The sequence below is a fragment of the Belliella calami genome (assembly GCF_022549695.1).
Lineage (GTDB): Bacteria > Bacteroidota > Bacteroidia > Cytophagales > Cyclobacteriaceae > Belliella > Belliella calami.
Map to the genome: position 1 here is coordinate 1 of NZ_JAKZGS010000011.1, position 12,754 is coordinate 12,754.

Below are 12,754 nucleotides of genomic sequence, written 5' to 3' on the forward strand. Positions count from 1 at the left end.
GCACCGCAACAGTTTCCTTTACCGAAACTAGGGCAGATGGAGCATGTTCAAACAGCTATATCCTAACCAGAACTTGGACAGCAGTGGATGAATGTGGCAACGAAACCACGCACGTTCAGACCATCACGGTAGAAGATGTCACAGCGCCAGTCTTCAACGAGACCTTGCCGACAGACATCACTGTTTCCTGTGAATCAGTACCTGCGGCGGTTGTACTTACGGCTAGTGACAATTGTGGTGAAGTAAAAGTTGAGTTTAGAGAGGAAGTTAAAGGTGAAGGATGTGGTAATGAGATCATAAGGACATGGGTTGCAATAGATCTATGTGGTAATTCAGTTGAACATATTCAAACCATTACTATATTGTCTCCTGCCATCATTGCCAATGATGATGATTTTGGTGTACTTCAATTTGATTATAGTGGTATTGTAGGGAATGTGTTTATAAATGATTCACTAAATGGAAATTCAATAGACCCGAGTTTAGTAGAAGTTAAGATTGTCGATTTTGGAGGTCTAAATGATATTACGATCGACTCTAATGGTATCTTAATGTTGGTTTCAGCAGGGACAAATACTCCTGGAAATTACATTGTAGAATATAGTGTTTGTGAGGTGGCAAATACTTCAAACTGTGATACTGCTTTGGTCTATTTGAGCATAGATACACCAAAGGTTGATATATCGGTAGAGAAAACTTCCAATAATGTAGTGATTTGGGAAGGAGATGAATTTGACTATCAGATCACTGTGAAAAATATAGGTGGGACGATTGCAACAGATGTAGTGCTTGAAGATGTTTTGCCTGTAGGTGTTTCGTTAATCAGTCAGGAAATTGAATTTGCTAATTTTGAGGTTGATTACAGCTTTGATGTTCAAGGGTCAAGGATCTTGTGGAGTATTTCAAAATTGCCAGTTGAAGCTGAGGTCGTTTTCAAGGTTAGAGTTAAGGCACTTCCATTGTATGGTGAAGAATCATTAATCATCACTAACCTTGTGACAGTATCATCAAAAGAGGAGGATATAGACTTGGCAAACAACACAGATACAGATGTCAATACTATTAGTTCCTTCTTTATTCCGAATGTTATCACTCCAAATGGAGATGGAAGCAATGATAGTTTTGTGATTAAAGGCTTGGGAAAATATGTAAGTCACTCATTGGTTTTGTTCAATAGATATGGAGATAATGTCTTTGAATCTGAGAATTATCAAAATAACTGGAGTGCAGAAGGCCTTCCTCCGGGTACTTATTATTACATTCTAAAAGGAACTGATGATAATGGAAGGGAACACATCTTTAAAGGTTGGATTCAGGTTATTAAAGAGTTTTAATTGAAACATTAGTTTGATTCTAGTAATTTTAAACAGTATCGAGATCGTCTCGGTACTGTTTTTTTTTGACTATTTATAAGGAGGGTTAAATATGTAATTGAAAAGAAATGCATGATACAAATATGATAATAATCATGTTTTGAACTTATTCATGTCATTAATTAGTGAAGTGACAGAGATTAGCTTTGTACAAAATAATACAAAAGCTATGCAACTAAAAGAAGGTGTTGATTTGAAGCTTGCAATCCCTGAAGCATTGATTGAAAAATTTTATTGCAATCATTTACCTTTTGATTTTATTGGATATCTGGGTTCGTGTGGTGGATTTCTATGCAGTGAAAGCCAATACCCAAGTCTTATAACAGCACATCTTCCAAAAGTATTGGATTGGTTGCACGAGATTGACATGCCACGAGTTTTTGAAGAGACTCCCTGTGGGATACCAGTGCTTTTGTTTGATGGTGAGTTTTCAACTGAATCGCTTCTTTTTCATTATGATGGAACTACAGCATCGGCTGATTTGATCAAAAAATTCATAGAGCTCTTCCAAAACAATATTAGAGGTAGTAAGGCTACCATCATTTCACCATCATTTATCCCAAAGTCAAAGCAAAGAGATGAGCAAGAGCTCATCCAATTGATCACTGAGCACACTTGCGAAACATCTTTCATCAAGTTTAATTTTACAAGGATTGGCGATTTTTGGTCTTATGCTGTCAAGCATAAATGCACAGTGCTAGTGACATCCAAAAACTATCAAGCAGACTTGGCAGAAGTTCTTTTCCATTTCTACAAAGGAGGGATGTGGTATAATAACCTATCGTTTTATTTATCCTATTGATTTTTTCTATTACAAGGAGCATGATCCAAATTATCAAATCAAGACACCAAAATGGGTAAGGCAAGTAAAATATATACTCCAATAGCAAAAGCAAACTGCTACCACTGCGGAGAAAGTTGTGTAGATGAAGTCTTGCATTTTGATGAAAAAGAGTTTTGCTGCTCTGGTTGCAAGCTTGTATATGAGGTTTTGAATGAAAATGACTTGTGTGCTTACTATGAAATAGCCGAAGCTCCAGGTACTAGTTTGGGGAAATCAAAAGCAAAGGATAATCGCTTTGATTATTTGGATGATCAGGAGATTATTGACTGCTTGATTGATTTTCAAAACGATTCGGAAGTTCACATCACATTCACTATTCCATTGATCCATTGTGCATCCTGCATTTGGTTGCTAGAAAATCTTCAAAAGCTTCACAGTGGTGTGATCTCTGGACGAGTTGACTTTATCAAAAAGAAAGTTCAGGTAAAATATTCAAAAGGTGAGATTAGCCTTAAAGAACTGGTTCAGTTGCTTTCAAGAATAGGATATGAACCTTCACTCAACTTAGCTGACATTGACAAGAAAAATGCTTTGCCTACAAATAGAAAATTGATTTTCAAATTGGCAGTAGCTGGATTTTGCTTTGGAAATATGATGCTTTTCAGCTTGCCAGAATACTTCGCAGAGGCAGAGTTGCTAGGGCAAGGTTTCAAAAAGACATTCAATTATCTAAATGTACTACTTTCTTTGCCTGTGTTTTTTTATGTCGCCACAGACTATTACAAATCTGCCTGGCTTTCCTTGAAAAACACTGCCGTAAATATGGATGTACCAATAGCTTTGGGCATAGTTACACTGTTTTTTTATAGTCTGTATGATATTTTTCTTCTTGGTAATGAAGGGTATATGGACACCTTGGGTGGGTTGTTATTCTTCTTGTTGATTGGGAAATATTATCAACAAAAGACTTATGACACCTTATCATTTGACCGTGACTATAAATCATATTTTCCTGTAGCAGTCACCAAGCTGGTCAAAAACGAAGAAGAGGTAATTCCCCTGATCAAATTGAAGGTTGGAGATATCATCAGGGTTAGAAATGAGGAGTTGATCCCTGCGGATAGTATTTTGTTGGATGGTGAAGCTTATATAGACTACAGTTTTGTAACCGGTGAAGAAGTGCCAGTGGCCAAAAAACAAGGAGAGCTTATCTATTCTGGAGGAAGGCAAAAGGGAACTGTCTTGACTTTGACAGTCCAAAAATCTCCATCTCAAGGATATTTGACAGATTTATGGAACAATGAATCCTTCGAAAAAGAGAAGGTAAACAGTCTTGAAAATTTAGCAAATAAGGTTTCTGGAAAGTTCACTATAGTTGTTTTGCTTTTAGCAATATCAGCTTTGATTTATTGGGTACTCCAAGGACAAGTTAGTTTGGGAGTTTTGACATTCACATCGGTTTTGATTATTACATGCCCTTGTGCTTTGGCAATGTCCACTCCATTTACTTTGGGAAATACGCTCAGGGTGTTTGGAAAAGGGAAATTTTACTTGAAAAATTCTCAGACGATAGAGAAAATCGCAAAAGTTGATACGTTAATTTTTGATAAGACAGGCACCTTGACTGATCCTAATAAAGCAAAGGTTAAATATATAGGAGAATTGCTTTCTGATGAATCTAAGCAAATCATTAAGGCCATGGTCATGCACTCTACGCATGCTTTGAGTAATAGAATCAATTCATATTTGGATAAAATTACTCCAGTGCAGCTTCAAAGCATAGACGAGACTCAAGGAAAAGGTTTGGTTTGTCAATACAAAAGCCAAGAGTTTCGCTTGGGGTCCATGGAGTTTGTAGGAGCTTCAAGTAATGGATTGCCTGAAGGGGGAAACTTAGTGTTTTTTGCTGTAGAGGATTATGTTTTAGGTTATTTCTTTATCCAAAGTGGTCTTCGTGAAGGAATCCAAAATGTGGTTTCAGAAGTGCGTCAAGAAAGGGCAGTACATCTTCTTTCAGGAGATCAGGATCATGAAAGGGTTAATTTGAACAATATTTTTGGTGAAGGCATATCCATGAATTTCAATCAAGGACCTAGTGACAAGCTTGCTTACATCAAGCGATTGAATAACAAAGGAGCGAACACCATGATGGTAGGTGATGGCTTGAATGACGCTGGGGCACTTCGAGAAAGTCATGTAGGGATAGCAGTAACTGATAAGGTGACAAACTTCTCTCCTGCATCAGATGCGATTATGGATGCATCGGTCATTTCTAAGCTTCCTGCTTTTCTTGATTTCGCAAAGACTAGCAGAAGTATTATCAAAGCAAGTTTTGGGTTAAGTTTTACCTACAATGCGGTTGGGGTTTACTTTGCTGTGCAAGGTTTGGTAAGCCCTGTTTTCTGTGCGATTCTAATGCCTATCAGCAGTATTTCGGTGGTGATTTTTACAACAATCACTACGAATTATCTAGCATATAAGCGCGGTCTAAAAGATAAAATCTGGTAAACATGGAAGTCATATTCATCTTAATAGCAATCAGTTTAATCCTGGCCGGTTCATTTCTCTACCTATTCTTCAGAGCGATGAAAGATGGTCAGTTTGATGACAATCATACTCCAGCGATTAGAATTCTATTTGAAAATAAACAGTCAAAAATCGATAAAAAAGTACCAACAAATAAAATAAAGTAAGTATGTCAGGGACAACATTGGAACAGTTCAGTTACGACAATAAGATCGTAAAATACTTTGGCGTAGCCACAATTGCTTGGGGTATCGTCGGAATGTTGGTCGGGGTATTGGCAGCTACCCAGCTGTTTTTGCCCGAAGCCAATTTAGGGAATCCTTATACTACATTCGGTAGGATTAGGCCATTACACACCAATGCGGTAATTTTTGCATTTGTGGGTAACGCAATTTTTGCTGGAATTTATTATTCCATGCCAAGGTTGTTGAAAACACCCATGTGGAGCAAAGCACTTAGCTGGTTTCATTTCTGGGGGTGGCAACTGATCATTCTTTTGGCAGCGATTACCTTGCCTTTAGGGCTGACAAGTTCCAAAGAATATGCCGAATTGGAATGGCCAATTGATATCTTGATTGCAGTGGTTTGGGTTGCTTTTGGAGCAAATATGATTGGTGCTTTGATCAAGAGGAGAGAGAAGCATATGTATGTTGCGATTTGGTTTTATCTGGCTTCCTTCATTACTGTAGCAGTACTCCATATTTTTAACTCGCTTGCACTCCCTGTTTCTTTTTTCAAAAGTTACTCTGCGTATGCAGGGGTTCAGGATGCTTTGGTTCAGTGGTGGTATGGGCATAATGCAGTGGCATTTTTCTTGACCACACCATTCCTTGGCTTGATGTACTATTATTTACCAAAAGCGGCAAACAGACCTGTTTATTCCTATAAACTATCGATTATCCATTTCTGGTCTTTGATTTTCCTTTATATCTGGGCTGGACCTCACCATTTGCTTTACACAGCTTTGCCAGAGTGGGCTCAGATTCTAGGTGTGGTATTTTCAGTGATGCTGATAGCACCTTCTTGGGGAGGTATGGTCAATGGTCTTCTGACTTTGAGAGGAGCTTGGGACAAAGTACGAGTTGATCCTGTTTTGAAATTTATGGTAGTGGCTGTGACAGCCTACGGTATGGCCACTTTCGAAGGCCCATTGCTTTCTTTGAAAAATGTAAATGCTATCGCTCACTATACTGATTGGATTGTAGCACACGTGCATATTGGAGGATTGGGCTGGAATGGTTTCTTCACTTTTGCGATGCTTTATTGGTTATGGCCAAAAATGTGGAAGACCAATTTATACTCGACTAAGCTCGCTACCACGCACTTTTGGTTGGGCACAATAGGGATTTTATTCTATGCACTTCCAATGTATGTAGCAGCCTTGACTCAATCATTAATGTGGAAAGAATTCTCAGATGCAGGCAGATTGGTTTATCCTAACTTCTTGGAGACAGTGGTGCAGATTGTACCAATGTATATGCTCAGAGCGTTTGGTGGAGTGTTGTATTTGTCTGGTGTATTCTTGATGGTGTACAATATGTTCAAGACAGCCAGCCAAGGGACTTTCGTGCCAGAAGAAGCAGACGAAGCTCCTGCTTTGGTACCTCACAAAGAAGAAAAAGGAGAGTTTTGGCACAGAGCATGGGAAAGGAAACCTATTTTCTTCACAGTCCTTGCTACAATCGCAATTTTGATTGGAGGTGCGATTGAGATAATCCCTACCATTTTGGTAAAATCCAATGTGCCTACTATTTCTAATGTAGAACCTTATACACCTTTAGAACTTCAAGGAAGAGATCTTTACATATCACATGGTTGTGTAGGTTGTCATTCTCAGATGATTAGGCCTTTCAGATCGGAGACGGAGCGTTATGGAGAGTATTCTAAAGCGGGCGAATTTGTCTATGACCGTCCATTCTTGTGGGGTTCCAAACGAACAGGTCCAGATTTGCATAGAGTGGGAGGCAAGTACCCTGATAGCTGGCATTATCATCACATGGTAGATCCTCGAAGTATGTCACCTGGTTCTTTGATGCCACCATATCCATGGTTAGCCACCAATATGATGTCGCATAATGATGTTCCTGCTAAAATCAGGATCTTACAAAAATTGGGTGTCCCATATTCTGAGGGGTATGATCAACAAGCAAATGCGGACTTGGATGCTCAGGCAGATCAGATTGTAGCAAACCTGCAGTCTGCAGGAGTGGAAGTATTGCCACAATCAGAGATCGTTGCTTTGATAGCATATCTACAACGATTAGGTACGGACATTAAAAAGACAACAGCTTCTAACCCTTAATCCACAGAACTATGAAAAAAGATATCTTAAGTTCCATCGAGAACATAGAAATCTACCCCATCATCTCCCTCTTGATCTTTGTACTCTTCTTTGTAGGGATGTTTATTTGGGTAGTCAAAGCAGATGAAAACTACATCGACCACATGAAAGATTTGCCTTTCGATGACGAAACACAAAAGAAAAGCGGCTATGAAAAAGTTTAAAATCTTATTAACTGTCCTGATAAGCTTCTTTACAACGCTTTCAGCATTTGCTCAGACTAGTGAAATGTCCTGGGTAAATAAATTCCGAGAAATGGATAGTAGCCAACTAACACTTTTAGTGATTTTGGCAGTGGTACTAGGAGTTATTTTATTGCTTTTGGTTTTAATGATTTACCTCATGTCATTTATGGTGACTGTTTTGAAAAAGGATAGTCCTCAGACAGAGCCAGAGCCATCTTGGTGGGATGAGTTTAAGCTAAAGTACATCGTAGGTAACATGAAGCCTGTGGGTGGTAAAGAAGAGAAAGAAATGATGCTTGACCACAGCTATGATGGCATTGTGGAGCTTGATAACCACATGCCGCCTTGGCTTGCTAATGTGTTTTATGTAACGATCGCTTTTGCTATAGCCTATTTTACATATTATTCAGTATTAGGACTTGGTAAGACTCAACTAGAGGAATATAAGGAAGAATTGAAAATTGCCGCTTTTCAAGCTGAAGAATACAAACTCTTGGCCTTGAGTTCTATTGATGAAAATACAGTGGTGTTCGACTCCTCGACTCCAGCTATCAATTCAGGAAAATCTATCTATGATACTAACTGTATCGCCTGTCATGCTGCTGATGGTGGTGGTGGAATAGGTCCAAATTTGACAGATGAATATTGGATTCATGGTGGAAGTATTTCGGATATATTCAAGGTGGTAAAGTATGGAGTCGTCGAAAAAGGTATGGTTCCTTGGCAAGATCAATTGAGCCCAGAAGAAATGCAAAATGTGTCCAGCTACATTTTGACACTAACTGGATCTACTCCTGCAAATCCAAAAGAACCTCAAGGCGAGAAGTATGAGCCTGCTATTGAAGAGCCATTGGATGCTTTGACTAAAGATGAGCTGGAATTGGTACCAGTAGAGGAAGAAGAAAATTAGATATAAAAGAAGATGAATAACAAAAAAGGGACTTTCGACCCAAACAGCTTTAGGGATTCTCTGGGGACAGTTCAGGAGGATGGTAAAAGGAACTGGATTTACCCGAAAAAGGTATCTGGGAAATTTTACCGTTGGAGAACCTACCTGTCTTGGGTTTTGCTGGCAATATTCTTTGCTGGTCCATTTATCCAAGTTGGCGGAAGACCTTATATGCTATTCAATATCTTCGAAAGGAAATTCATCATCTTCGGTGCAGCATTTTGGCCACAGGATACTCACTTACTGATCTTTCTGCTTCTTATTTTCTTTGTATTTATCATTCTATTTACTGCTGTTTTTGGACGGGTCTTCTGCGGGTGGGCCTGTCCACAAACGCTCTTTATGGAAATGGTTTTCAGGAAGATTGAATACTGGATAGAAGGTGATGCCAATCAGCAGCGTAAACTCAATGCAATGCATTGGAATTCAGAGAAAATCTGGAAGAAAGGTTCTAAAATGGCGATTTTCACTTTCATTTCCCTATTGATCTCCCACACTGTCATGGCTTATTTGATAGGAGTGGATCAAGTGAAAGAAATCATAAGCCAACCGCCTTCAGCACATTTGTCTGGCTTTATTGGTTTGATGGCATTTACAGGAATCTTTCTATTCGTTTTTTCATGGTTTAGAGAGCAAGCTTGTATCGTGGTCTGCCCTTATGGAAGGTTACAGGGTGTGTTGCTTGATGCGAATTCGATCAATGTCACTTATGATCATATCAGAGGGGAGCCAAGAGGGATGATCAGAAAAATCAAATTGGAAGAAACACCAAAAGGTGATTGCATAGATTGTAGTCTTTGTGTGCAAGTCTGTCCTACCGGGATTGATATAAGAAATGGTGTTCAGATGGAATGCGTAAACTGTACCGCTTGCATCGATGTCTGTGACGAAGTAATGGTCAAAGTGGACAGGCCAAAGGGTTTGATTCGTTATGCCTCAGACAATAGCATATTGAAGCAAACACAAAAATTATTGACACCAAGAGTGAAGATTTATTCTTTCCTTTTGATCATTTTGATGGGAGCTTTTGTGGCGCTGATCGCGACGAGAGATGATTTGGGAGCGACAATTACAAGGTTCAGGGGAATGACTTATCAGGCGAGAGATACTGGTGAGATTAGTAATTTGTATGAAGTTTCCTTTATCAATAAAACATTCGATGCGCAGCAAATAGAATTGAAAGCTGAAGATCCCCTATATCAAGTAGAAGTAGTAGGAGATCAGAACTGGACTTTGGAAGGGCAATCTAAGTTTGACGGAAGATTCTTTCTTGTAAAAAATCAAAAAGATGTACTAGTAAACCAAGATAATGTGGTGCTACTGCTGCTTCAAAATGGAGAAGTTATTGACAAGATCAAGACAAGCTTTGTAGGGCCGATTTCAAGAAATTGATACTTTGGTGTTTAAGCTAGTGTCATTTTAAAAGTCAAATGATGGCTGGACAGAACGTTCTAAGTTAAATGTTAATTGTGGCTTACGCTAAATCCATTGAGACGGACAAGCTGATTTAACATTCAATACTTTTAATCAACTGATTATTTGGAATAGGAACCCAGCTCACCCTAATGTAAATTATCAATAAACATATTAATCAAGAAAAAAATGGATTGGGGAAAAGGAATAGTTATAGTGATTGCTGTCTTTGTAATGCTCATGGCAGGATTAGTTACAATCTGTGTGAAACAGGATGATATACATTTGGTTACGCAAAATTATTACGAAGAAGAAATCAAGTATCAAGATCAAATTGATAAAATTGTCAATGCAAACACATTGGACTATGAAGTATTGACCTACAACACACAGGTCAAAAGAGTGGTGATGAACTTGCCTTTAGGCTCAAAAGGCACATTGCACCTATTCAGGCCATCAGATGCTCGGCTTGATAAGAAAATTGAATTTCAATTGATTAACCTTGATGAAAACACAGTGGATGTTTCTTCATTGAAGTCAGGCTATTGGAAGGTAAAGTTGACTTGGGAGGAGAATGGAATAGCGTATTATGAAGAGAAAAAAATCAATATCTAAATGATTTGGACTGCATTTTTACTGGGGTTTTTGGGTTCTTTCCATTGTCTTGGAATGTGTGGACCTATAGCTTTGGCGGTTTCTGCCAAGGATAATGCTCCTTTTCTCCGCAACAAAATCATCTATAATCTTGGAAGAACACTCACCTATTCTGTATTGGGTGCAGTCATAGGTATGATAGGATTTTCTTTGGCTTTGGCAGGAATACAGCAATGGGTTTCAATCATAATGGGAGTTGTTATTTTGTTAATGGCATTTTTTTACAAACGTTCTGAGCAGATTATTACACAGTCGGGATTGTTTGGAGCTGTATATAAGCTGAAATCTTCCTTGGGGTATTTTTTGAAAAAAGGCGGAAGCACAGCCTTTTTTGCATCGGGTTTGTTAAATGGGCTTTTGCCTTGTGGGATGGTTTATATTGCACTGATTGCTTCATTGGCTTTGCAAAGCCCATTGCTAGGTGCAGTTTATATGTTTTTCTTTGGATTGGGAACCATTCCAATGCTGATTGGAGTGATGGTTTCTGGAAAAATCCTTTCCTTAAAAATTCGAACCAAACTCACTTCTGTCTTGCCATACTTCGCAATGTTTATAGGTATTTTGTTTATTGTCAGAGGTTTGGGATTGGGGATTCACTATGTGAGTCCGAAGTTGCAGGTCTTTGATTATGGAAGTGATCAAGTGGAGATTACAATGTGTCGATAATCATCGAAATCTTAAACTTTATTTTCTCGCAAAAACCTGTTCCGTAGAATTCACGTGAGACGCCTAAAAAGGAAAGGTTTACAAAGAAATTTACTATAACAAGATCCTTTTTTTAAACTTTAAGGTGAAAAATCTTTGATAACCCGCAGCGTATCAAACGTCACTTTACTTGCTCCTTTCAATTCTTTAAATGATTGTCTTGTCGCGTCATGAAAATAGTTGACACTTTATTTATACATTTCTCTTTATTCTCTATAGCTATTCAATTGCCCCGTCAGGGCAAAAGTGAATCAGGCATTTACCATTGCATTGGGTTTCAACCCAATGTTAGTGTCAGTTGCCTCCCGAAATTATCGGGACAGGCTCTACAGGGCATGTTTTCATTTCTTTATCAGGACATGACACTAAAATCTAAAATCTAAAATTTAAAATCTACAATCTAAATTCTACAATCTACAATCTAAAATCTAAAATCTAAAATAACTTCCCCCTAAATCGCTTTGCTAAAACCAAATAGTTTTACCTCATTTTCCTGCATGCGTTTGTCAAACACATTGCAAATGTTTCTTTGGAAAGGAAAACCAGCAGGTAGGATCCTCAGACCGGTTGTGTTGAATTTCAAAAGACCTTCTTTTTGAAAGGTGTTGAGCTTGTTGAGGTTTGTTTTTCCGAGTTTGCAATAGAAGCTAAAATCCCATGCTACAACCTGATTGCAAATCAATTCCAAGATCAAATTTCTAATATTCACATCTTCGTTACTCATTGAATGGGCTTTTTTGACATCAATAAGTCCATCGAGGGTTTGTTTTTTATATGTTTCTATGTCTTTGGCGTTTTGCCTGTAACCATAATAGACATCTGAGATAGCACTGTTTCCCAACCCAATAAGGATTTTTGATGGTGAGGTAGTGTAGCCCATAAAATTACGATGTAGTGTTTTCTTGTTTTTTGCTTGATACAATGGGTCATTGCTCAATGCAAAATGGTCCATTCCTACTTCTTTGTATGCCATTGAAGCCAAGATTTCTTTCCCTTTTTCATAAAGTTCTCTTTTTTCGGTTTCCAATGGAAGGTCTTTTTCGAAACTCTTTTGTGCAGGAAATGCTGTAGGTAAATGTGCATAACTGTAATAAGCAATTCTATCCGGTTTCAATAGAGATACTTTTTCGAAAGTATCCTTAATCGTATCGGAAGTTTGCATCGGAAGTCCATAGATCAGGTCAAAATTTATTGAATTGTAACCTATTTCCCGTGCGGTTTCTGTAGCTTCTTTGACCCGCTCAAAAGGCTGGATTCTATGGATGGCTTTCTGAACGTCTATATCAAAATCCTGGATTCCGTAGCTTACTCTCCGAAAACCTAAATCAAATAGTGTCTGCAAATGCGCTCTTGTAGTATTATTTGGATGACCTTCAAAACTTAGTTCTGCATTCTTCATCAATATAGAAGTCTCAAGGATAGATGAAATCATCCAATTCAATGATTCTGGAGAAAAAAATGTAGGGGTGCCACCACCTAAATGGATCCCCGCCAGTTTAGGAGATTTTTCCAATACAGCTAGGTATGCTTGCCATTCTTTGATGACAGTTTCGATGTATGAAGTCTCCACAGTGTGGTTCTTTGTGATTCGCTTGTTGCATCCACAGTAGGTACAGAGACTTTCACAATAGGGAAGGTGAATGTATAAGGTTAATCCTTCTGAATCCCCAAAATCTTCATATGCCAATTTGACAAGTTTTTTCCATTTGTCCTGATCCAAATCATTAGCCCAAAGTGGTACAGTGGGATAAGAAGTATATCTTGGGACTGGCACATTGTATTTTTTGAGAAGGAGGGACTTGCTTTCCATATTTGATTTAGATT

The 12,754-nt window shown here is 38.4% G+C and carries 11 protein-coding genes; 10 read left to right on the top strand and 1 reads right to left on the bottom strand.

The genetic code is table 11. From position 1 onward, the window contains the following. The 10 genes from MM236_RS12995 to MM236_RS13040 form a co-directional block, all read left to right on the top strand. The coding region (locus MM236_RS12995; protein WP_241275417.1) for a T9SS type B sorting domain-containing protein at positions 1 to 1,334 on the top strand (1,334 nt) is incomplete at its 5' end. A 151-nt stretch (positions 1,335 to 1,485) separates the two neighbouring features. Next, positions 1,486 to 2,175: a hypothetical protein gene (locus MM236_RS13000; RefSeq protein WP_241275418.1), complete on the top strand. Its 690-nt coding sequence runs from the start codon at positions 1,486 to 1,488 to the stop codon at positions 2,173 to 2,175. A gap of 51 nt (positions 2,176 to 2,226) precedes the next feature. Beyond that, positions 2,227 to 4,665, top strand: coding sequence for a heavy metal translocating P-type ATPase (locus tag MM236_RS13005; protein ID WP_241275419.1), 2,439 nt, complete (start codon positions 2,227 to 2,229; stop codon positions 4,663 to 4,665). Between the two features lie 2 nt (positions 4,666 to 4,667). Further along, positions 4,668 to 4,850 carry a cbb3-type cytochrome oxidase assembly protein CcoS gene (ccoS, locus tag MM236_RS13010; protein WP_241275420.1) on the top strand — a complete coding sequence of 61 codons (183 nt, stop codon included), beginning with the start codon at positions 4,668 to 4,670 and terminating at the stop codon, positions 4,848 to 4,850. A gap of 2 nt (positions 4,851 to 4,852) precedes the next feature. After that, on the top strand, positions 4,853 to 6,985 hold the full coding sequence (ccoN, locus tag MM236_RS13015; RefSeq protein WP_241275421.1) for a cytochrome-c oxidase, cbb3-type subunit I: 2,133 nt from the start codon (positions 4,853 to 4,855) through the stop codon (positions 6,983 to 6,985). A gap of 11 nt (positions 6,986 to 6,996) precedes the next feature. Next, positions 6,997 to 7,188, top strand: coding sequence for a cbb3-type cytochrome c oxidase subunit 3 (locus MM236_RS13020; protein WP_241275422.1), 192 nt, complete (start codon positions 6,997 to 6,999; stop codon positions 7,186 to 7,188). Then, entirely contained in the window at positions 7,175 to 8,119 is a 945-nt protein-coding gene (locus MM236_RS13025) for a cbb3-type cytochrome c oxidase N-terminal domain-containing protein (protein ID WP_241275423.1), read from the top strand. The genes MM236_RS13020 and MM236_RS13025 overlap by 14 nt, the downstream gene beginning before the upstream one ends. Positions 8,120 to 8,131: 12 nt before the next feature. Further along, entirely contained in the window at positions 8,132 to 9,550 is a 1,419-nt protein-coding gene (gene ccoG, locus MM236_RS13030) for a cytochrome c oxidase accessory protein CcoG (protein WP_241275424.1), read from the top strand. A 210-nt stretch (positions 9,551 to 9,760) separates the two neighbouring features. Further along, positions 9,761 to 10,186, top strand: a complete 426-nt coding sequence (locus tag MM236_RS13035) for a FixH family protein (RefSeq protein ID WP_241275425.1) — start codon at positions 9,761 to 9,763, stop codon at positions 10,184 to 10,186. Next, a complete protein-coding gene (locus MM236_RS13040) occupies positions 10,187 to 10,891 on the top strand; it encodes a sulfite exporter TauE/SafE family protein (protein ID WP_241275426.1) in 705 nt (234 codons plus the stop codon). It begins immediately after the preceding gene. A 490-nt stretch (positions 10,892 to 11,381) separates the two neighbouring features. Here the strand turns inward: MM236_RS13040 and hemN are convergent, their stop codons facing one another. Further along, positions 11,382 to 12,740 (bottom strand): oxygen-independent coproporphyrinogen III oxidase, encoded by a 1,359-nt coding sequence (gene hemN / locus MM236_RS13045; protein WP_241275427.1) that lies wholly within the window; start codon positions 12,738 to 12,740, stop codon positions 11,382 to 11,384. Between the last annotated feature and the right edge of the window lie 14 nt (positions 12,741 to 12,754).

Bases quoted from the DNA above. Each gene is read 5' to 3' on its own strand.
- MM236_RS13000 (WP_241275418.1), top strand. From the start codon at position 1,486: ATGTCATTAATTAGTGAAGTGACAGAGATTAGCTTTGTACAAAATAAT.
- MM236_RS13005 (WP_241275419.1), top strand. From the start codon at position 2,227: ATGGGTAAGGCAAGTAAAATATATACTCCAATAGCAAAAGCAAACTGC.
- ccoS (WP_241275420.1), top strand. From the start codon at position 4,668: ATGGAAGTCATATTCATCTTAATAGCAATCAGTTTAATCCTGGCCGGT.
- ccoN (WP_241275421.1), top strand. From the start codon at position 4,853: ATGTCAGGGACAACATTGGAACAGTTCAGTTACGACAATAAGATCGTA.
- MM236_RS13020 (WP_241275422.1), top strand. From the start codon at position 6,997: ATGAAAAAAGATATCTTAAGTTCCATCGAGAACATAGAAATCTACCCC.
- MM236_RS13025 (WP_241275423.1), top strand. From the start codon at position 7,175: ATGAAAAAGTTTAAAATCTTATTAACTGTCCTGATAAGCTTCTTTACA.
- ccoG (WP_241275424.1), top strand. From the start codon at position 8,132: ATGAATAACAAAAAAGGGACTTTCGACCCAAACAGCTTTAGGGATTCT.
- MM236_RS13035 (WP_241275425.1), top strand. From the start codon at position 9,761: ATGGATTGGGGAAAAGGAATAGTTATAGTGATTGCTGTCTTTGTAATG.
- MM236_RS13040 (WP_241275426.1), top strand. From the start codon at position 10,187: ATGATTTGGACTGCATTTTTACTGGGGTTTTTGGGTTCTTTCCATTGT.
- hemN (WP_241275427.1), bottom strand. From the start codon at position 12,740: ATGGAAAGCAAGTCCCTCCTTCTCAAAAAATACAATGTGCCAGTCCCA.